General features: G+C 68.8%; 18 protein-coding genes and 1 pseudogene. 3 read left to right on the forward strand and 16 right to left on the reverse strand.

All coding sequences use genetic code 11. The features are described from left to right. Positions 1 to 58 precede the first annotated feature (58 nt). The 11 genes and pseudogenes from O159_RS15670 to hrcA form a co-directional block, all read right to left on the reverse strand. Positions 59 to 658 (reverse strand): sensor histidine kinase, encoded by a 600-nt coding sequence (locus tag O159_RS15670; RefSeq protein ID WP_021754933.1) that lies wholly within the window; start codon positions 656 to 658, stop codon positions 59 to 61. A 178-nt stretch (positions 659 to 836) separates the two neighbouring features. After that, a pseudogene (locus O159_RS16995) lies at positions 837 to 1,190 on the reverse strand (DUF7134 domain-containing protein); the annotation flags it as partial. 844 nt (positions 1,191 to 2,034) lie between these two features. Next, a complete protein-coding gene (locus O159_RS06400) occupies positions 2,035 to 3,588 on the reverse strand; it encodes an RICIN domain-containing protein (RefSeq protein ID WP_021754936.1) in 1,554 nt (517 codons plus the stop codon). Between the two features lie 191 nt (positions 3,589 to 3,779). Beyond that, positions 3,780 to 4,673: a GTPase Era gene (gene era / locus O159_RS06405; protein ID WP_021754937.1), complete on the reverse strand. Its 894-nt coding sequence runs from the start codon at positions 4,671 to 4,673 to the stop codon at positions 3,780 to 3,782. Continuing rightward, positions 4,670 to 6,019 (reverse strand): hemolysin family protein, encoded by a 1,350-nt coding sequence (locus O159_RS06410; RefSeq protein ID WP_021754938.1) that lies wholly within the window; start codon positions 6,017 to 6,019, stop codon positions 4,670 to 4,672. Before O159_RS06410 ends, era begins: the two co-directional genes overlap by 4 nt. A 9-nt stretch (positions 6,020 to 6,028) precedes the next feature. Continuing rightward, positions 6,029 to 6,490, reverse strand: a complete 462-nt coding sequence (gene ybeY, locus O159_RS06415) for an rRNA maturation RNase YbeY (RefSeq protein ID WP_021754939.1) — start codon at positions 6,488 to 6,490, stop codon at positions 6,029 to 6,031. Beyond that, the gene (locus O159_RS06420; RefSeq protein ID WP_021754940.1) at positions 6,487 to 7,590 is read right to left on the reverse strand and encodes a PhoH family protein; all 1,104 of its coding nucleotides are present in this window, start codon (positions 7,588 to 7,590) and stop codon (positions 6,487 to 6,489) included. The genes ybeY and O159_RS06420 overlap by 4 nt, the downstream gene beginning before the upstream one ends. Further along, positions 7,577 to 7,945 carry a histidine triad nucleotide-binding protein gene (locus O159_RS06425; protein ID WP_021754941.1) on the reverse strand — a complete coding sequence of 123 codons (369 nt, stop codon included), beginning with the start codon at positions 7,943 to 7,945 and terminating at the stop codon, positions 7,577 to 7,579. Before O159_RS06425 ends, O159_RS06420 begins: the two co-directional genes overlap by 14 nt. A 14-nt stretch (positions 7,946 to 7,959) precedes the next feature. Further along, positions 7,960 to 8,685: a 16S rRNA (uracil(1498)-N(3))-methyltransferase gene (locus tag O159_RS06430; protein ID WP_021754942.1), complete on the reverse strand. Its 726-nt coding sequence runs from the start codon at positions 8,683 to 8,685 to the stop codon at positions 7,960 to 7,962. Position 8,686: 1 nt separating this feature from the next. After that, positions 8,687 to 9,805: a molecular chaperone DnaJ gene (gene dnaJ, locus O159_RS06435; protein ID WP_021754943.1), complete on the reverse strand. Its 1,119-nt coding sequence runs from the start codon at positions 9,803 to 9,805 to the stop codon at positions 8,687 to 8,689. Positions 9,806 to 9,874: 69 nt separating this feature from the next. Further along, a complete protein-coding gene (gene hrcA, locus O159_RS06440) occupies positions 9,875 to 10,894 on the reverse strand; it encodes a heat-inducible transcriptional repressor HrcA (protein ID WP_021754944.1) in 1,020 nt (339 codons plus the stop codon). 240 nt (positions 10,895 to 11,134) lie between these two features. Here hrcA and O159_RS06445 point away from each other — a divergent pair, with 240 nt between their 5' ends. Then, positions 11,135 to 11,512, forward strand: a complete 378-nt coding sequence (locus O159_RS06445; RefSeq protein WP_021754945.1) for a DUF4870 domain-containing protein — start codon at positions 11,135 to 11,137, stop codon at positions 11,510 to 11,512. Between the two features lie 12 nt (positions 11,513 to 11,524). Here the strand turns inward: O159_RS06445 and hemW are convergent, their stop codons facing one another. The 4 genes from hemW to O159_RS16520 form a co-directional block, all read right to left on the reverse strand. Continuing rightward, a complete protein-coding gene (gene hemW / locus O159_RS06450; RefSeq protein ID WP_021754946.1) occupies positions 11,525 to 12,766 on the reverse strand; it encodes a radical SAM family heme chaperone HemW in 1,242 nt (413 codons plus the stop codon). Beyond that, positions 12,766 to 13,413, reverse strand: a complete 648-nt coding sequence (locus O159_RS06455; RefSeq protein ID WP_021754947.1) for a DUF1990 family protein — start codon at positions 13,411 to 13,413, stop codon at positions 12,766 to 12,768. Before O159_RS06455 ends, hemW begins: the two co-directional genes overlap by 1 nt. Before the next feature lie 118 nt (positions 13,414 to 13,531). Then, positions 13,532 to 15,382 carry a translation elongation factor 4 gene (gene lepA / locus O159_RS06460; RefSeq protein ID WP_043993585.1) on the reverse strand — a complete coding sequence of 617 codons (1,851 nt, stop codon included), beginning with the start codon at positions 15,380 to 15,382 and terminating at the stop codon, positions 13,532 to 13,534. Between the two features lie 78 nt (positions 15,383 to 15,460). Beyond that, positions 15,461 to 15,676: an amidohydrolase family protein gene (locus O159_RS16520; RefSeq protein ID WP_021754950.1), complete on the reverse strand. Its 216-nt coding sequence runs from the start codon at positions 15,674 to 15,676 to the stop codon at positions 15,461 to 15,463. A gap of 189 nt (positions 15,677 to 15,865) precedes the next feature. On the opposite strand from O159_RS16520, the gene O159_RS06470 reads away from it, so the two are divergent. Together O159_RS06470 and rpsT are read left to right on the forward strand one after the other, a co-directional pair. Then, positions 15,866 to 16,753, forward strand: a complete 888-nt coding sequence (locus tag O159_RS06470) for an NAD-dependent epimerase/dehydratase family protein (RefSeq protein WP_021754951.1) — start codon at positions 15,866 to 15,868, stop codon at positions 16,751 to 16,753. A 142-nt stretch (positions 16,754 to 16,895) separates the two neighbouring features. Continuing rightward, positions 16,896 to 17,156, forward strand: coding sequence for a 30S ribosomal protein S20 (gene rpsT / locus O159_RS06475; RefSeq protein WP_021754952.1), 261 nt, complete (start codon positions 16,896 to 16,898; stop codon positions 17,154 to 17,156). A 121-nt stretch (positions 17,157 to 17,277) separates the two neighbouring features. Here rpsT and holA read toward each other — a convergent pair whose 3' ends face one another. Beyond that, complete coding sequence (holA, locus tag O159_RS06480; protein WP_043993587.1) at positions 17,278 to 18,318, reverse strand: DNA polymerase III subunit delta; 1,041 nt, start codon at positions 18,316 to 18,318, stop codon at positions 17,278 to 17,280. Between the last annotated feature and the right edge of the window lie 550 nt (positions 18,319 to 18,868).

The following is an 18,868-nucleotide window of genomic DNA, read 5'->3' on the forward strand; positions in this document are numbered from 1 at the left end:
CGGACTCCCGTGCGGAACAGCGCCTGGTCGTCCACCAGGACGACGCGGATCGGCGCGGTCACTCCCGCGCTCCCGGCACCCCGAGGGCAGGCAGGAACGCGGAGACCACGAACACTCCCTCGGCGGCGGAAAGCGTGCCGCCGGCGAGGGAGGCGCGCTCGCGCATCCCGGGCAAGCCGTGCCCAATGTGCGGGAGCGAGCCGGTGATCAAAGGGTCGGCGGGGACGGGCTCCATGGTGTTCCTCACGGTGATGTCGAGACCGGCCTCGCCGCCGGCGCGCACTGTCTTGGCGAGCACGACGGTGGCCGGCTGGGTGGTGTCGCCGTGCCGGAGGGCGTTGGTGAGCGCCTGCTGCACGATGCGGTAGGCGGCGATCTGCTGGGCGGCGCCGAGCCCGTCGAACTCGCCGAGGCGTTCGACGGCGACGGCGAGACCGGCGGCACGGATCTGCTCGACCGTCTGATCGAGGCTCGCGAGCGTCGGCTGGGGGCCCTCCGGCTGCGACTGTCGCAGTTCGGCGAGCAGGACACGCACATCGGCGAGGGCCGAACGGGCCGTCGCGGCGATGGTCGTCAGCGCCTCGTCGACCGCCTCGGGCGCGGTGCGGCGGGCGTAGCGCGCGCCGTCGGCCTGCGCGATGACGACCGCGAGCGACATCGTGCATGTCACGAGCGATGCGCGTGCGCTCCTGTTCGACCGCCACATCCTGTTCGGCCCGGTTCCGCTCGATCTCGGCGGCCATCTGGGCGGACCGCGAGTAGAGGGCGTTGCGCCAGGTGCGCATGAGGAGGCCGAGCACCCAGGAGAGCCCGAGCACGGTCACGCTGACCACGAAGAGGAAAGCGAACTGCAGTGCGAGGCCGGTGAACTGAGACGACAGCAGATCGAAGTAGCCCTGGGAGAGAGCAGCGCTCAGCGACAGGTAGAGCCCCGCGACGAATGCGCCGACGCCGGCCGAGATCAGGCCCGCGTACCGGACGACCCGATCGCCGTAGGCGGCCGTCGCGTAGAGCACGATCAGCACGGCGATGTCGCTGATCAGGATGCTGTGCCCGGTCGTCAGCTGGAGCACTGCCGCCAGCCACGCGATCGCGAGCGCCACGGCCGGCGTCATCCGCCGCAGCGCCACGGCGACCGCGAACACGATCAGGACGAGGACGGTGCTGCGGCCGCCGTCCTCCCACGACATACGCCGATGACAGGTCGAACAGCAGGCAGAACGGGACGAACGCGATCGCTCCGCCGATGTCGAAGGTCAGCTGGCGCCGGGTCAGCCGCCGCACCAGTCCAGCGCTCTGCGGGTCCTCCGCGGTCGGCAGCATCCCACCGGAGGACGCGAGCCACATGAGCACGCTCCGCCCGTGTCCCTCCGCCGTCCGCTGCCGCGACGCCAGGAAGCCGAGCAGCCACCCCGACACGAACACCACCGCAAGCAGCAAGCTCATCAGCACGACCCCGACGCCCTGACTAGGGTAGTACCCGGCGATGACCGGACCGAATCGCGGAAACTTCACCTCCCCGCGCACGCTGAACAGATACGCGACCACCGGCGACCACAGGAGGGCCGACACGAAACCCAGCCAGCGGAGCGCGCGCCCGCCGTGCGACGCGATGCCGAACAGCGCTGCGGTGACCGCCACGGCCGAGATGAGCTGGAAAGCGGCCGGGAGCGACTCCATCTCGGTCAGCTCCGCCAGCAGGCCCAGCCAGACCAGCGCCAGGACCGCCCCCGGCAGCACACGCGAGAGCGGGACACTCGCCGCATAGAGGACCATCGCCAGCGCGGCCGAGAGGTCCAACGGGAGACCGGTGATCAGCCACGCTGCGAACAGCGCGAGCGCGAGCGCAGGCTCGAGCACCCAGCGGTACCGCTCCAGCGCGCTCAGGAGACGGGGTCCGGTCGGCCATCCTCCTACGGTACGGGCCCGGATGCCGTGGGGCGGCATCCGGACCCGCGAATCATCCTCGGGATGTACACCGCGAGCAGCGGGTGCGAGACCTCCAGGCTCTCGGCGAGCTGCTGCCGGAGGGGCTCAGAACCAGAACGTCTGATTCGTCCCGCCTGTGCAGCGATACCCGGCGACGTTCCCGTTCTCCTGGACCGTTGCGCAGACATCGTCCGCCATACGCGTGCGGAGTTCGCCTTCGGGAGTGGTCGTCCATTTCTGATTGATCCCGCCGGTGCAAGCCCAGAGGATGATCGGGGTGCCGTTCGCGCTCGAGGAGCCGCTGAGATCGAGACACTGCTTGTCGTCGCGGCTGCGAATCGTTCCGTCGGGCAGCATCTTCCAGCCCAGGTCGGGAACCGACGACCGGGTCGCCACCGGGGTCTGCGATCTCACGCTCGCGTCCGCCCAGAGATAGGTTCCCGGTCTCCGGGTCATGATCGACTGCGGCTGGACGCTGACGAACTCCTGGTCGGCGTCTCGTGAGCAGGGGGCGGTCACCAGACGAGCGCCGGGGTACGTGCTGTGATCGGACGTGGCCAGGCAGAGTCCGGTTGCCTCGTTCTTGAGATGGCCGTCCACTTGGCTCCAGACCCGGTTCGACGCCGATGAGCACGAGGCGAGAGCGACCCGCTTGCCATGCCAGAACGTCTCGGGCTCTTCGGTGAGGCACCACCGATCGTTCGTGGTGCGGATGGTGCCGTCAGAGCGCAGAAGCCAGTCGTGCGCATCGTCCGACTGGGCGGGTTGCAGGCGGATCGCCGAACTCCAGAAGCTCGCGTCGGGAGTGACCGCGAGTGCGTTCGGTTTCGAAAGAAGCGCAACCGGTTTCAGCTTCGCGTGGCTCGCGAGGAATGCGGAGCCGTCATCGTTGATGCGGAGCACCGCATTGGTGCATGCGAACTTGTACCTGTTCAGGTACGAGTACCGGAAGGATTTCCCATCGACCTGGAAAGGCCCGAAGGTCACATCGCTGTCCTCCAGCTTCGCGCACTGCTCGCCGGGCTCGCTCAGCTGATAGAACCCGACCCACCCCCGCAACGGCAAGAGCCGAGTCCCGCCGTTCGCGAACCGGAGGGTGCCCAGAGCGGTCTCGGTGCCGTCGGAGCCATCGACGACAGACGCGCGCCACCAGCCCGCGCGATCCGCGACGGCAGCGATTTTGAGCGCGTAGGTCCGCCCGGCCTGCCAAGTTTTCCAGATGCGGGCACTCGCCTCGCTCTTCCCGTCCAGCGGGCCGACGCACTGGCCGCCGTCCGTCGCGGAGGGCTCGCATCCCGTCACACCCTGTGTGGAGAAGAGCCAGAGGTTGCGGCCCGACCCGTCTTCGGTGCTCTGGAAGCCGATGCTGCCGAGCTGGTTTCCAACCTGAAACTGATGGCTCCAGAAAGTCTGGGCGTCCTTGGAGGGTTTCAGCCCCACAGTGGTGGTGAACACTGCCGACTGACCGGTCGGATGAGCCGCGGATTCCGTGTAGAGCGCGGGCGTGTCGCTGGCAGCGATGGCTGTTCCCGGAATGAGCGCCGGGGCGGCGATTCCGAGGGAGCCCCCGATGAGGACGAGCGCGAGCGCCGAGGCGGAGCGGCTGCGGCCCCGCCCGCCGTCGCTCCCGGGCGATCCCGAACCGAACTTCTTGAACATGGTCGCACCCCTTCTTCGTGGCAGATTGGCGATTCACGCTAACCGTGAGCGCCGAAGCGGCAGTGCGCGTGTCCGGGGGCGAGGGAGGAGGATCGGCGGGGAAATGAGTGGAAGCCCCCTGCGCTGAGTGCCGGAGTCGCATGACATCGTTCGGGCGGGAGCGACCGGAACCCGACGAGAACCGCAGCCCTCTAGAACCCGAGCCGCCCCAGCTGCTTCGGGTCCCGCTGCCAGTCCTTCGCCACCTTCACCCGGATCGACAGGAAAACGTGCCGCTCGAGCAGCGCCTCGATGGGTTCTCGCGCCGTGGCGCCGACCTCCCGGATTCGGCGGCCACCTTTGCCGATCACGATGGCCTTCTGACTATCACGTTCGACGAAGAGGTTCGCGTAGATCTCGAGGAGGTCTTTGTCGTCGCGTTCGATCAGATCGTCGATGGTCACGGCCAGGGAGTGCGGCAGCTCGTCCTCGGCACCATCGAGCACGGCCTCGCGGATGTATTCGGCGATGCGGTCCTCCACGCCCTCATCGGTGACGGCTTCGTCCGGGTACAGCGGGCCGGGCGAGACCCGCAGCAGTCTCATCAGCTCGGTGGTGAGAGTGTCCAGCTGGATGCCGCGCGCCGCCGAGACCGGCACGATCGCCTCCCACTCCCGCAGCGCCGACACCGCGAGCAACTGCTCGGCCACCTGCGTCTTCCTCGCGGAGTCGATCTTGGTGACGATCGCGACCTTCTTGGCGCGCGGGTAGTCGTCCAGCTGCTCGTTGATGAAGCGGTCGCCCGGGCCGATCCTCTCGTCGGCGGGCACGCAGAAGCCTATGACGTCGACATCCCCGAGCGTCGATTGCACGAGCGTGTTGAGCCGCTCGCCGAGCAGCGTCCGCGGCCGGTGGACGCCGGGGGTGTCGACCAGGACGAGCTGGCCCTCCCTCCGGTGCGCGATCCCGCGGATCGCACGGCGGGTCGTCTGAGGCTTCGAGCTCGTGATGGCGATCTTCTCGCCCACCAGAGCGTTGGTCAATGTCGACTTGCCGACATTCGGCCGACCGACGAACGAGACGAATCCGGCGCGGTAATCGGTCACGGTCGCGGCTCCTTCTGCTGCTTGTTCCTGTCGTTCCTGTGCTTGTCGTTCCTGGCGGCGCGGTCCGGCTTCTCGGCGGGTTCGGGCAGTGCCGCAGTGTCCCGCTCCACCAGCACGCTCGCGACGTGCTTGTGCCGTCCCTCGATGCGATCCACCGTGAAGCGCAGACCGTGCGCGGCCACCGTCGAACCGACCTCTGCGAGCCGGCCGAGGGCCTTGGCGACAAGGCCGCCGACGCTGTCGACATCCTCGTCCTCGATCTCCAGATCGAACAGTTCGCCCAGATCGTCGATCGGCAGGCGTGTCGCGACCCGGTAGCGGCCGTCGCCGACCTCCTGCACGAGGGCGACCTCCTGGTCGTACTCGTCCGAGATGTCTCCGACGAGCTCCTCGATGAGGTCCTCCAGGGTCACCAGTCCGGCAATGCCGCCGTACTCGTCCACGACCATCGCAAGGTGGTTCGACTCGCGCTGCATCTCGCGCAGCAGGGCGTCCGCTTTCTGCGACTCCGGTACGAAGAGGGCCGGCCGCACCAGCTCATCGAGCGCGATCGCGTCCAGACCGAGCATGCTCTCGAAACTGAGCTTCGCCGCATCCTTGAGGTAGAGGATGCCGACCACGTCGTCCGGATCGTCGTCGATGACCGGGATGCGGGAGACGCCTTTAGAGAAGAACAGCCCCATCGCGGTGCCGAGACCGGCGCTCTTGTCGACGGTGATCATGTCCGTGCGCGGGAGCATGACCTCGCGCACGACCGTGTCGCTGAACTCGAAGATCGAGTGGATGAGCTCGCGGTCGTCCTCCTCCAGCACGTCGAACTCGGTCGCCTCGTCCACGATGCTGAGCAGTTGCTCCTCGCTCGTGACCGGAGCCGACCGGGCACGCGACGGCGTCACCCGGTTGCCGAGGGCGACCAGACCGCCCGGTATCGGGCCGAGCACGATGCAGACGATGCGCACCAGCGGCGCGGCGCGGCGCAGCAGCAGCGTCGAGTTCGCCCGTCCCACACTGCGCGGGCTCGCGCCGACGAGGACGAACGAGACGCCCGTCATGATCAGCGCCGACAGGAGGAGCGAGATCCACCACTCCTCGAAGATCTGCTCGAAGGCGAGCGTCACCAGCACCGCGGCGGTCGTCTCGGCGATGATCCGGCTGAAGCTGACAGCGTTGAAGTAGGGGCCCGGGTCTTCCGCGATCGCCGCGAGCGATTTGCTGGCGCGCGAGGTCTCCGCCAGATCGGCGATGTCACCGCGGGACTGCACGGCCAGGGCGGCTTCGACGGCGGCCATCAGACCGCCGAACGCCACCAGGGCGAATGCGACGACGAAGAACAGCGCGGCGAGCATCGCCGCCGCCTAGCGCTGCCGGTCGTAGCGGGCGAAGCCCACCAGGATGTCGCGCTGGATGCTGAACATCTCCCGCTCCTCTGCCGGTTCGGCGTGGTCGAAGCCGAGCAGATGCAGGATGCCGTGCGTCGTCAGGAGCAGCAGCTCGTCCATCAGAGCGTGGCCCGCGGTTTCCGCCTGGATCTGCGCCACCTGCGGGCAGAGCACCACATCGCCCAGCAGACCCGCGGGCGATGGCTCGTCCTCTGTGCCGGGGCGCAGCTCGTCCATCGGGAAGCTGAGCACATCGGTCGGGCCGGGTTCGTCCATCCACTGCACATGCAGCTGCTCCATCGCCGCCTCGTCCACCAGCAGGATCGCCAGCTCGGCGTCCGGGTGGACGTGCATGATGTCGAAGGCGTACCCCGCGAGCCGCTGCAACATCGCCTCGTCCGCAGCGATCGCAGACTCGTTGTTGACTTCGATACTCATTTACTCGGACCCTGTCGTCGCTTGGTGAGGTGGTCGCGCGGCGTCCCGGAACGGCGCTCGGCGCGGGCCGCGAACTCGGCCGCCTGCTCGCGCTCGTGCTGCCGAGCCTGCTGTTTGGCGTCGTATTCGGTGTAGGCGTCCACAATCCGGCCGACGAGGCTGTGGCGCACGACATCGTCGCTGGTCAATTGGGCGAAGTGGATGTCGTCGATCCCTTTCAGCACGCGTGTCACCAGCCGCAGTCCGCTCGCAGCGTTCGGAAGGTCGATCTGGGTGATGTCGCCGGTGACGACCATCCGCGCGTTGAAGCCAAGCCGCGTGAGGAACATCTTCATCTGCTCGAGCGTGGTGTTCTGCGCCTCGTCCAGGATGATGAACGAGTCGTTCAGCGTGCGTCCGCGCATGTAGGCCAGCGGCGCGACCTCGATCGTGCCCGTGGCCAGCAGCTTCGGAACCAGCTCGGGGTCCATCATCTCGTTGAGGGCATCGTAGAGCGGGCGGAGATAGGGGTCGATCTTGTCCGTGAGGGTCCCCGGCAAATAGCCGAGCCGCTCGCCCGCTTCGATGGCCGGCCGCGTCAGGATGATGCGGGTGACCTCTTTGCGCTGAAGCGCCTGCACCGCCTTGGCCATCGCGAGATACGTCTTCCCGGTTCCGGCCGGGCCGATCCCGAACACGATCGTGTTGTGGTCGATCGCGTCCACATACTCGCTCTGCCCGAGCGTCTTGGGGCGGATGCTCTTGCCGCGCGCGGTCAGGATGGCCTGGCCGAGCACGTCCGATGGGCTCAGATTCAGCCCGCTCTGGAGCATCTTCGCAGAGTTCGCGACGTCCGCCGGGCCGATGTCCTGGCCGCCACGCACCAGCTGCAACAGCTCCTCGACCAGGCGCCGGGCCGCTTCGACCTGCGCCGGGTCGCCGGTCAGGGTGATCTCGTTGCCGCGGACGTGAACGCTCACCAGCGGGAACTGCCGTTCCAGCATGGTCAGCAGCCGATCCTGCGGCCCGAGCAGCCGGACCATCTGGATGCCGTCGACGCTCAGATGCGTCTCGGCCGCGCCCTCGGGGCTCAGCGGCGGTGTCGGTTCACTTCTTGGCAAGGCTTCCTTCCTCGAGCCCGCCGGCCGGCGTGCCCAGAACGTGAGCGTGGACGTGGAACACGGTCTGCCCCGCGTTCGCCCCGGTGTTGAAGATCAGGCGGAAGTCGCCGTCCGCGTACACGGCGGCGAGCGATTTGGCGGTGGCGACCAGTTCGGCGAGCAGTCCCGGGTCCCCCGCGGCGAGTTCGACGACGTCGCGATACTGTTCGGTCTTGGGGACGACCAGGAGATGCACGGGCGCCTGCGGGGCGATGTCCTTGAACGCGATCAGCCGCTCGCCGTCGTACACCACGTCGGCCGGGATCTCTCCCGCGATGATGCGAGTGAAGACCGACCTCTCATCCTGCTCCGTCATAGCATCCATCCTATTCACCAGCGCCGGGTGGCCGCGGAGAGCACGGCCAGGGCGGCCGGTCCCGCGGTGGACGTTCGGAGGATGGTGTCGCCGAGGCGGAGGAACTCGGCCCCCGCGGCGCGGAAGACGTCGAGCTCGGCGGGGTCGATGCCGCCCTCGGGGCCCACCACGAGCGCGAGCGGGCGGGCGTCCGGGGTCACATCCGTGAGCCGTTCGCCGGCGGACGGGTCGAGCACCAGGACGCGGTGCGTCACGGCCAGAGCCGCGATCTGCCTCGTGGTCGACAGCTCGCCGACCTCTGGCGTCCAGGCGCGGACGGACTGTTTGCCCGCCTCGCGGACGATCGTCGCCCAGCGCTCCCGGCCCTTCGCGATCTTCGTCCCTTCCCAGCGGGAGACCGACCGGGCGGCTGCCCACGGGATCACCGCATCCGCTCCGAGCTCGGTCGCCGCCTGGATCGCCCGCTCGTCGCGGTCGCCCTTCGCGAGCGCCTGCACGAGGGTGATCGTCGGTTCGTGCCGCTCGACGCGCTCGAGCGCATCGACGTCGATCGTCAGCTCGGAGCCCGTGGCGACGAGCACCTCGCCCGCGGCGATCAGCCCGCGGCCGTTGCCGATCAGGATGCGCTCACCCGGCCGCGTGCGGTTCACCGTGACCGCATGTCTGGCCTCAAGCCCGGTGAGCGTCAGCCGATCGCCGATGGCGGCGTCGAGGTCCTCGCACAGGTAGAGGGAGGCCATGCTAGACGTTCAGGAACCGATCGCGCAGCTTCGCGAACAGCCCCTGCTGGAAACACGCCAACGACGGCTCGCCGGTCTTGTGGCTCTCCGCGAACTTCTTGATCAGCTCCTTCTCCTTGTGGTCGAGTTTGGTCGGGGTGACCACTTGGATGCCGACCCGCAGATCGCCGCGGCCGCTGCCGCGCAGGTGTGTGATGCCGCGGTCCTTCACACTGACGATGTCCGCGCTCTGGGTTCCCGGTTTGAGCTCCAGGCGGATATCGCCGTCGAGCGCCTTCACGGTCGCAGTGGCACCGAGGATGGCGTCCGCCATCGACACTTCCAGCGTGCAGAGCAGATCGTCGCCATCGCGGCTGAAGACGTCATGGTGCTTGACCTTGATCTCCAGGTACAGATCGCCGTTCGGGCCGCCCGCGGGGCCGGCTTCGCCCGAGCCCGGCATGTGAAGGCGCAGGCCCGTGTCCACACCGGCGGGGATGTCCACCGGCACGGTGCGGCGGGCGCGCACCCGGCCCTGGCCCTGGCAGGTGACGCACGGCGTCGCGATGACGGTGCCGTACCCGCGGCAGGAGCCGCAGGGGCTCGACGTCATCACAGTGCCGAGCAGCGACCGGACCGAGCGCTGGATGCTGCCGGTTCCGTGACAGATGTCGCAAGGGACGGGCGCGGTCCCCGGCTGGCAGCAGGAGCCGTCGCAGGTCTCGCAGACGACGGCGGTGTCCACCTCGAGGTCGCGATGGGTGCCGAACACCACCTCGTCGAGGTCCACCTCCACACGCAGCAGGGCGTCCTGACCCCGCTCGCGCCGGGACCTCGGCCCGCGGCTCGCCCCGCCGCCTCCCCCGCCGCCGAAGAACGTCTCGAAGATGTCCCCGAATCCGGAGAAATCGGCCCCGCCGCCTCCGCCGAAGCCGCCCGAGCCGCCACGGTCGTACTGCTGCCGCTGCTGCGGGTCGCTGAGGACGTCGTAGGCGTGTGTGACGAGTTTGAAACGCTCCTGCGCCTCGGCGCTCGGGTTCACGTCCGGGTGCAGCTCGCGCGCGAGGCGGCGATACGCCTTTTTGATCTCGTCGGGTGTGGCGTTGCGCTCAACGCCCAGGACTTCGTAATGGTCGGCCACGTAAGGCTGTTCCTTCTTGTCGGTGCTTGTCGCGTATCGGTGCTTGTCGTCGGTGTTCGCCGGTCCGGCTCAGTCGCCGAGGAGCCAGGAGAGGTAGCGGGCCACGGCGCGCACGGCGGCCATGTTGCCCGAGTAGTCCATGCGGAGCGGGCCGATGAGTCCGACGCGGGCGATGTCCGCTCCCGCCGAACTGTAGCCGCTGGACATGACCGAAGCCTCGGTGAGCCCGAAGCCGGCGTTCTCCCGGCCGATGCTGACCGCGACGCTGTGCTGGTCGTGCGCCATCTCGTCGAAAAGACGCAGCAGGACGACCTGCTCTTCGATCGCCTCCAGCACCGGAGTGATGCTGGAGGGGAAGTCGTCGCCGGTGCGCACCAGGTTCGCCGCGCCCGCTATCATGAGCCGCTCCTGCCGGTTCGCGGCGATCTGATCGAGCAGGGCGCTCGCGACCGGGGCCACAAGCGCCCGTGCCCGGTCTGTGAGCGCGTCCGGAAGCTCGCTCAGCCGGACGGCCGCATCGGCGAGGGACAGCCCGGCCGCCGCACCGTTGATGGAGCCGCGGATCTCGGCGATGTCTGCTTCCGCCAGCTCCTCCGCCAGCTCGATCACGCGCTGTTCCACAGCGCCCGAGTCGGTGATCAGCACACTGAGCAGCCGGCGCGGCGCGAGCGAGACCAGCTCGATGTGCCGGATGCGCGAGCGCGACAGGGAGGGATACTGCACGATCGCGGTCTGATTGGTCAGCTGGGAGAGCAGACGGACGGTGCGCGAGAGGACATCGTCCAGGTCCACCGACTGCCCGAGGAAGGTCTCGATCGCCGTGCGCTGGGCCGGCGAGAGCGGGCGCGCCTCCACGAGATGGTCGACGAAGAGGCGGTAGCCCTTGTCGGTCGGGATGCGGCCGGACGAGGTGTGCGGAGCCGCGATCAGCTCCTCCTCTTCGAGCAAAGCCATGTCGTTGCGGATCGTCGCCGCCGACACCCCGAAGGAGTGCCGTTCGACAATGCTCTTCGAGCCGACGGGCTCGCGGGAAGAGACGTAGTCCTGCACGATCGCGCGCAGCACATCGAGGCTTCGTTCCGAGACCATGCTCCGCCTCCTCGATCGTCTCTTAGCACTCGCTGATCCTGAGTGCCAATCATATCTCCTCGACGTGGGACCGGGCCACGGCCGTGCGGGACGGCGACGAGGCACACACCTCCCCGGTCGGTGCCCGCTCGAGCGAGGGGCCGATTTCTCGCTGCTGTTCTCAGATTCGCCCGAGCCCCCTATGATTGGACCGTCACTCGTCCACCAACCCGGTGGGCATCTAGGTAGGAGGAGAGACCCATGTCCGCAACGTCCCCGCCGCCCGATCAGCCGTACGGAGGCAGCTCGCAGCAGTTGAGCCCAGCCGACGAGAAGCTCTGGGCGACGCTCGTCCACGTCGGCGGCATCCTGTTCAACTGGATCCCCGCGCTGGTCGGCTATCTCGTGCTGAAAGACCGCGGTCCTTTCGTGCGCGCGCACACCGCGACGGCTTTGAACTTCCAGATCACGCTCTTCATCGGCTACCTGGTGGGCTGGATCACCAGCTTCGTGGGTGTCGGGCTGATCATCCTCTTCGCTGTCTGGGTGGTGAACATCGTGCTCAGCATCATGGCGGCGATGAAGGCCAACCAGGGCACCAACTACACGTATCCGATCGCCATCAAGTTCGTCAGCTGACCTTCGCCCGCTTCACTCCTCGGCGAGCAGCCGCCGTACCACGGCGTCCGCCAGCAGCCGCCCCCGCAGAGACAGCGCCGCTGTCCCGGCGAGGGCGGCTTTCGCGTCCACCAGACCATCCGCGATGAGTCCGGCCACGGCGCGGCGGCCGGCCGGCTCCAGCTCGGGGATCGAGATGCCCTCCCGAATGCGCGTGCGGAGCAGCACGCGTTCGACACGCTGAGTCTCGGCGCTCAGAGTCTCCCGTCCCGCCGCGGGCGACTCCCCCGCGAGAACCCGCTGCGCATAGGCGGCGGGGTGCTTCACGTTCCACCAGCGTACTCCGCCGCCGTCGCCGCCGATATGGCTGTGAGCGCCGGGACCGATGCCCCACCAGTCGTGGCCGAGCCAGTAGGCGAGGTTGTGGCGGGAACGGTGGTCGTCGTCCTTCGCCCAGTTGCTGACCTCGTACCAGTCGTAGCCCGCGCCGGTCAGCCGGGTGTCGGCGCGTTCGTACATATCGGCCTGGAGATCGTCGTCCGGCTCCGGGATCTGCCCCGATGCGATCTGCCGGGCGAGCTTGGTGCCCGGTTCGACGATCAGCGAGTATGCGGAGAGGTGGTCGGGCACACAAGAGAGCGCGGTGTCGAGCGAGCGCTCCCAATCGCCGAGCGTCTCCCCCGGTGTGCCGTAGATGAGATCCAGACTGACCTGCAGGCCGGCGTCCCGCGCCCACTGGACCACGAGGGGGATGCGCTCGGGGTCGTGGGTGCGCTCCAGGGTCGCGAGGACGCGCGGGACGGCGGACTGCATCCCGAAGGAGACCCGGGTGAACCCGGCGGCGGCGAGCCGGAACAGACCGGCCGCGTCCACCGAGTCCGGGTTCGCCTCGGTCGTGACTTCCGCGTGCGGTGCGAAGCCCCACTGCTCGCGCACGGCGCCGAGCATCCTGCCGAGAGCCTCCGGCGGGAGCAGTGTGGGGGTGCCGCCGCCGAAGAAGACGGTCGAGACAGGCCGGGCCGGAAGGCCGCTGCGCTCGAGCGCCCGAGCGGCGAACCGCACCTCCGTCGCGGCGTGATCCGCGTAGTCGGTCTGGGCGACACCGCGCAGTTCGGTCGCGGTGTACGTGTTGAAGTCGCAGTAGCCGCAGCGCACGCGGCAGAACGGCACATGCAGGTAGACGCCGAAGTCCCGGTCTGCCGAACCGGCCCCGACGCCGCTGGGGAGCGCCCCGTCCGCCGGCGCCGTCTCCCCGAGCGGAAGCACACCCGGCATCAGCCGGCCCAGGCAGGGAGCAGCGACCGCAGATAGCGGGCGGTGAACCGCCGCTGCATCACCCCGAGCACCGGCGACGCGATCCAGAAGAGCGCGTTCGAGGGCCGTGAGAGCGCGCGCAGCACGAACCAGACCGTTCCATCCTCACGGAACTCCACCAGGAAGAGCTCTTCTCCGCTTTCCGGATGCCCCTTGAGCGTCCCGTACGCGAAACCGCGCCGATTGGGCTCGTCCACCACGGAGACCACCCGCACGGGAGCGGAGAAGCGGAACGGTCCCAACGGGACCCGCAGCACCGCCGACATACCGTTGCGGATGAAGGGCGAGCCGTCGTCGGCGAAGAGATCCTCGCCGGCCCGGCGCTCCCGCATCCCGCGCGGCGAGCCGTCGGGGTTGTATTCGATGCCCTCGTACTGGATGCCGGTGCCTTCGTCGACCTCGGTGATCTGGATGCCGCTGCCCCGTTGCACTCCCCAGGTCATGAGCGCCTGCGCAGCGGACTCGAACCGCTCTTCACCGCTGCCAAGCCGGACTTGCCGCTCCAGCGGTTTGTAGCCCCGCGGCGGGTAGGACATCAGATCCGAGGCCTGAGTCGCGCCGACCGCACCGTACGTGACGGGCTGATCGGAGAGAGGGGAACGCTGCATCGTGTCTATCCTGCGTCAATCGGGCGCGGAGCGCGAATCTGCGGGAAGCGGCGGCACGGCCACGGTGTGGGCGAGCGCTGTTGCCGGCACAGCGCTCCACGAGGCGCCCGGCCTCGGCTCACTTCTTGTCCTTCTTCCCCACTTCCCCCGACAACGCCGCGATGAACGCTTCCTGCGGCACCTCGACGCGGCCGACCATCTTCATCCGTTTCTTGCCCTCTTTCTGCTTCTCGAGCAGCTTGCGCTTGCGGGTGATGTCGCCGCCGTAGCACTTGGCGAGGACGTCCTTCCGGATGGCGCGGATGTTCTCGCGAGCGATGATCCGGGCGCCGATAGCCGCCTGGATCGGGACCTCGAACTGCTGCCGCGGGATCAGCTCGCGCAGGCGGCCGGCCATCATCGTCCCGTAGGCGTAGGCCTTCTCGCGGTGGACGATCGCGCTGAAGGCATCCACTTGCTCGCCCTGGAGGAGGATGTCGACCTTCACGAGGTCCGCCTCGTGCTCGCCGGCGGGCTCGTAGTCGAGCGAGGCGTACCCGGCGGTGCGGCTCTTGAGGTTGTCGAAGAAGTCGAAGACGATTTCGCCGAGGGGCATGGTATAGCGGATCTCGACACGGTCCTCGCCGAGGTACTCCATGCCGAGGAGGGTGCCGCGGCGACTCTGGCAGAGTTCCATGATGACGCCGACGTAGTCTTTCGGCGCCAGGATGGCGGCCTTGACGATCGGCTCTTCCACCCGCTCGATCTTGCCGGTCGGGTACTCGCTCGGGTTGGTGACCGTGATGACCTTCCTGTCTTCGGTGGTCACCTCGTAGATGACGCTCGGCGCGGTGGTGATCAGGTCGAGGCCGAACTCGCGGGAGAGCCGCTCGGTGATGATCTCGAGGTGCAGGAGCCCGAGGAAGCCGCAGCGGAAACCGAACCCGAGCGCGACCGAGGTCTCCGGTTCGTAGACGAGGGCGGCGTCCGAGAGCTTCAGCTTGTCGAGGGCCTCGCGCAGCTCCGGATAGTCGCTGCCGTCGATCGGGTACAGGCCCGAGAAAACCATCGGCTTCGGCTCGGTGTAGCCGGGAAGCGGGTCCGCGGCAGGCTTCGAGGCGGAGGTCACTGTGTCGCCGACCTTCGACTGACGGACGTCCTTCACACCGGTGATCAGATAGCCCACCTCGCCGACGGCGAGGCCCTTGGACGCGGTCGGCTCGGGCGAGGAGACGCCGATCTCCAGGATCTCGTGGGTGGCGCGGGTGGACATCATCTGGATTCGCTCGCGCGGACCCAGACGGCCGTCCACCATCCTGACGTAGGTCACCACGCCGCGGTAGCTGTCGTACACGGAGTCGAAGATCATGGCGCGCGCCGGGGCGTCGGCGGCGCCGACCGGCGCCGGGATCTCCTGGACCACCCGGTCGAGCAACTCGTCCACGCCGGCGCCGGTCTTGCCGGAGACGCGGAGCACGTCGTCGGGTTTGCCGCCGATGAGGCTGGCGAGTTCGGCCGCGTACTTGTCCGGATCGGCGGCGGGAAGATCGATCTTGTTGAGCACCGGGATGACGGTGAGGTCGTTCTCCAGCGCCAGATACAGGTTCGCGAGGGTCTGCGCTTCGATGCCCTGGGCCGCGTCCACGAGCAGGATCGCGCCCTCGCAGGCCGCCAGCGAACGGGACACCTCATAGGTGAAGTCGACATGGCCCGGGGTGTCGATCATATTGAGGGCGTAGGAGTCGCCGTCGAGGCCCCACGGCATCCGGACCGCCTGGCTTTTGATGGTGATGCCGCGCTCGCGCTCGATGTCCATGCGATCCAGGTACTGGGCGCGCATGCCCCGCTCGGTGACGACGCCGGTGATCTGGAGCATGCGGTCGGCCAGCGTCGATTTGCCGTGGTCGATGTGGGCGATGATGCAGAAGTTGCGGATGAGCGCCGGGTCGGTCGCGGCGGGCTCGAGGGCGTTCAAGGCTCGTGGTGACATCGTGCCGCCATTCTCCCATGAACCCGCCGCGCGCGTCTCGCGACCGGAACGATCAGACGAAGCGCTCGGCGCGCTCGGTCACGCTCCGAGGCCGTCCCGCCAGCGGTGGACCTCCCTCCCGTCGACGACCACGAAACTCTGCGCGGGCAGGGACGTCGAGGGGTCGCCGGACCAGACCACGATGTCGCCGTCCAGACCGGGGGGCGCGCCGACGCGGTCGTCCAGTCCGAGGAAGGAGGCGGGGTTCACGGTGAGCGCTTCGAGGGCGGTCCGACGCGGGAGCCCCTCCTGCACCGCGAACGAGGCCCGATGCGCCGGGAAGTCGATGGGACGACCGGACGATGGCCGCGATCGCCCCGCGGACGCCAGCCGCCGCCAGCGTGGCGAGGTTCCCGATCGCCCGGTCCCGCTGCTCCCCTTTGGACCGTGAGGTGAAAAACGGGCCGGGAATGCCCGGCGCCGTCGGCAGCGTTGACCGGTGGCATGAAGATTCTCCTCACCGGCGCGACCGGCTACATCGGCTTCTCCGTCCTCCCCCGCCTTCTCGCGGAAGGCCACTCGGTGACCGCCCTGGTGCGCGACGAGGCGAAGGCCGCTGCGGTGCGCGCGGCGGGCGCGGACGCCATCGTCGGGGACGCGGCCGACGCCGCGCTCGTCGAGGACGCCGCTCGCGCCAGCGACGGCGTCGTCCACCTCGCCTCCGCTAAGGAGGTCGACCCGGTCCTGGTGCCGGCGGCGCTCGCCGGACTCGCCGGCAGCGGGAAGCCCTTCGTTCACACCGGCGGGATCTGGACCTACGGCGACGCCACGGACATCGCCGAAGAGTCCCCGGCCGCGCCGCCCGCGCTGACCGCCTGGCGAGGGGCGATGGAAGCGCTCGTCCTCGGCGCGGACGACGTGCGTGGCATCGTCGTCGTGCCTTCGATCGTCTACGGTCGCGGCGGTGGACTTGCCCGGCTGCTCGCCGACGCCCCCCGTGGGTCCGCCACTGCGCCCGCGCTCCGTCTCATCGGCGACGGCTCCCAGCGCTGGGCGACCGTGCAGGTGGACGACCTCGCGGCGCTCTATGCGCTCGTTCTCGAGAACGGCGAAGCCGGCGAGACCTACATCGGGGCCAGCGGCGCCAACCCGACGGTCCGCGAGCTGGGGATCGCGGCGGCAGACGCGGCGGGACTCGCCGGTCGCGTGGAGGAGGAGAGCGCGGCGGAGACAGCCGAGCGCCTCGGCCCTGCACTCGCCGAGGCGCTGCTGCTCTCGCAGAGCGCTCGCGGCACGAAGGCCAGGATCGCCCTGGGCTGGGAGCCGAACGGACCGTCGCTGGTCGACGAACTCGCTTCCGGTTCGTACGCGCCAGCCGCCGGCCGCGGTTGATCAGGCACATTTGGTCCGCGCATTGGCCGCTGCTAAAGTGATGTGTTGGCTTGCGTGTGGGTCTGTCCGCACGAACGCCGCGAGGCGCCCTCTCTCGCCGAACGGCACATCCGAAATCACTCACGAACGAAAGTAATCATCCGTGGCAAACATCAAGTCGCAGATCAAGCGCAACCGCACCAACAAGAAGGCGCAGGAGCGCAACAAGGCGGTCAAGAGCGAACTCAAAACGGCCGTCCGCGCCACCCGCGAGGCCGTGGCTGCCGGTGACAAAGAGAAGGCGACCTCTGCGTTGCGTCTGGCCTCGAAGAAGATCGACAAAGCGGCCAGCAAGGGCGTCATCCACAAGAACCAGGCGGCGAACCGCAAATCTGCGATCGCCAAGCAGGTCGCCGCTCTCTGACGCGACGACCGCCGCGGGACCTGTCCCGCGCCGCGACGAACCCCCGCTCCCGATCCGGGACCGGGGGTTCGCTGCATCCCGAGGCAGTCGGCTTCGCCGGTGGAAGCCTGCTCGGGCGCCGTCAGAAACGGCCCCGGGAGCTCACGACTCTGATCATCGTCTCCAGGGCGAAGACCGGATCGCGTCCGCCTCCCTTGACGTTGGCATCGGTCTCGGCGAGCACCTCGATGCACCGGCCGAGGCCCTCCTCGCTCCAGCCCTGCAGATCGCGTCTGGCCCGGTCGACCTGCCACGGTGCCAGCCCGAACTGCTGGGCCAGCTGCCCGGAGCCGCCTCGTGCGCCGGCGACCTTGGCCATCGTGCGGATCTTGCTCGCGAAAGCAGCCACCATCGGCACCGGGTCGGCACCGGAGGAGAGCGCGTGCCGCATCGTCACCAATGCCTCTCCGTAGCGCCCGGCAAGAGCGGCGTCGGCGACCTGGAAGGCGTTGGTCTCCATGCGCCCGCCGTAGTACTTGTCGACGGTCGCCTCGACGATCTGCTCGGCGGAGTCGGACAGCAATTGCTGACAGGCGGCGGCGAGCTCGGCCAGATCATCGGCGAACGCCGAGGTGACAGCCCTGAGCGCGCCCGGCGAGATAGGGCGACCCGCCCGCGCGAACTCCGCCTGGGCGAACTCGTACTTCTCCGCACCCTTCTTCAGCTCGGCGCACACCACTTCGATCCCGTTCCCGTTCCCGGTCCGGATCGCGTCCAGCAGCTTCTTGCCTCGTGTACCGCCGGCGTGCCGGAGCACGACGACCGTCCCCTCGGCGGGCTCCTCCAGGTAGGACAGCGCCTCGGAGAGAAAGGCATCGCTGCACTTCTCGACCGCCTCGACCCGGATCAGCCTCGGTTCGCCGAAGAGGGAGGGGCTCGCGAGTGTGAGCAGCTCCCCCGCGGCGTAGTCGGCGGCCGAAACGTCGCTGATCTCCAGGCTGGGATCGGCCGCACGGAGGGCCTCGCGGAGCTGACGCACCGCCCGGTCGGCGAGAAAACTCTCCGTGCCGGATACGAGCACGACGGGAGCCGGCCGGATCTGGCTCCAGGACAGCTGCGGGATCGCGATCGCCGCGGCACGCGATCTGCTCGCGCCGGCTCTGCTCGATGCTCGGGTGGCCACATTCCTCCTTGTCCGTATCTAGGATAGGGGCGACCCCTGGCATCGGCCTCCGCCGGCCGCTCGACCCAGAGAAGGGGCCCGTCGGCTCCCGGCGAGACCAGCAGCATCCCCGACCGGTCGGTGCGCGCCACAGCCGTGCCCGCCACGGTGAGCAGATCGAGGGCGTGCCGGGTGGGATGGCCGTAGCCGTTGTCCGCGCCGACGGAGATCAGACCGAGCCGGGCGGCGAGGAGTTCGTAGAGCCGACGGCTCTGATCGGCCGAACCGTGGTGAGCGACCTTGACGACGTCCACTGGTCGCACCGTCCCCGTGCCGACGAGCCGATTCTGCGCCTCCTCTCCCAGATCGCCGAGGACGAGCGTTCGTAGGCCGTTCCTCTCCGTTTCGAAGACGAGGCTTCCGGCGTTGCCGGAGAACGTCACGCCCGATGTCTCCTCACCCGGTGGCCAGAGCAGTCGCCAACTCAAGCCTCCGAGGCGGCCGAAGAGTCCGGTCCTGCCCCGCTCGATCGCGACGCCCGCCGCAGCGAGCGTGCGGAGCACGGCCTCGT

The organism is Leifsonia xyli subsp. cynodontis DSM 46306 (assembly GCF_000470775.1).
In the GTDB taxonomy this organism is placed as follows: Bacteria; Actinomycetota; Actinomycetes; order Actinomycetales; family Microbacteriaceae; genus Leifsonia; species Leifsonia cynodontis.

What these genes read in the sequence shown, in the direction of transcription:
- ybeY (WP_021754939.1), bottom strand. Translation starts at nt 6,490, where the DNA reads ATGAGTATCGAAGTCAACAACGAGTCTGCGATCGCTGCGGACGAGGCG.
- O159_RS06400 (WP_021754936.1), bottom strand. Translation starts at nt 3,588, where the DNA reads ATGTTCAAGAAGTTCGGTTCGGGATCGCCCGGGAGCGACGGCGGGCGG.
- hrcA (WP_021754944.1), bottom strand. Translation starts at nt 10,894, where the DNA reads ATGGTCTCGGAACGAAGCCTCGATGTGCTGCGCGCGATCGTGCAGGAC.
- O159_RS06445 (WP_021754945.1), top strand. Translation starts at nt 11,135, where the DNA reads ATGTCCGCAACGTCCCCGCCGCCCGATCAGCCGTACGGAGGCAGCTCG.
- O159_RS06455 (WP_021754947.1), bottom strand. Translation starts at nt 13,413, where the DNA reads ATGCAGCGTTCCCCTCTCTCCGATCAGCCCGTCACGTACGGTGCGGTC.
- lepA (WP_043993585.1), bottom strand. Translation starts at nt 15,382, where the DNA reads ATGTCACCACGAGCCTTGAACGCCCTCGAGCCCGCCGCGACCGACCCG.
- hemW (WP_021754946.1), bottom strand. Translation starts at nt 12,766, where the DNA reads ATGCCGGGTGTGCTTCCGCTCGGGGAGACGGCGCCGGCGGACGGGGCG.
- O159_RS06410 (WP_021754938.1), bottom strand. Translation starts at nt 6,019, where the DNA reads ATGCTCGCCGCGCTGTTCTTCGTCGTCGCATTCGCCCTGGTGGCGTTC.
- O159_RS06425 (WP_021754941.1), bottom strand. Translation starts at nt 7,945, where the DNA reads ATGACGGAGCAGGATGAGAGGTCGGTCTTCACTCGCATCATCGCGGGA.
- O159_RS06470 (WP_021754951.1), top strand. Translation starts at nt 15,866, where the DNA reads ATGAAGATTCTCCTCACCGGCGCGACCGGCTACATCGGCTTCTCCGTC.
- O159_RS06430 (WP_021754942.1), bottom strand. Translation starts at nt 8,685, where the DNA reads ATGGCCTCCCTCTACCTGTGCGAGGACCTCGACGCCGCCATCGGCGAT.
- O159_RS15670 (WP_021754933.1), bottom strand. Translation starts at nt 658, where the DNA reads ATGTCGCTCGCGGTCGTCATCGCGCAGGCCGACGGCGCGCGCTACGCC.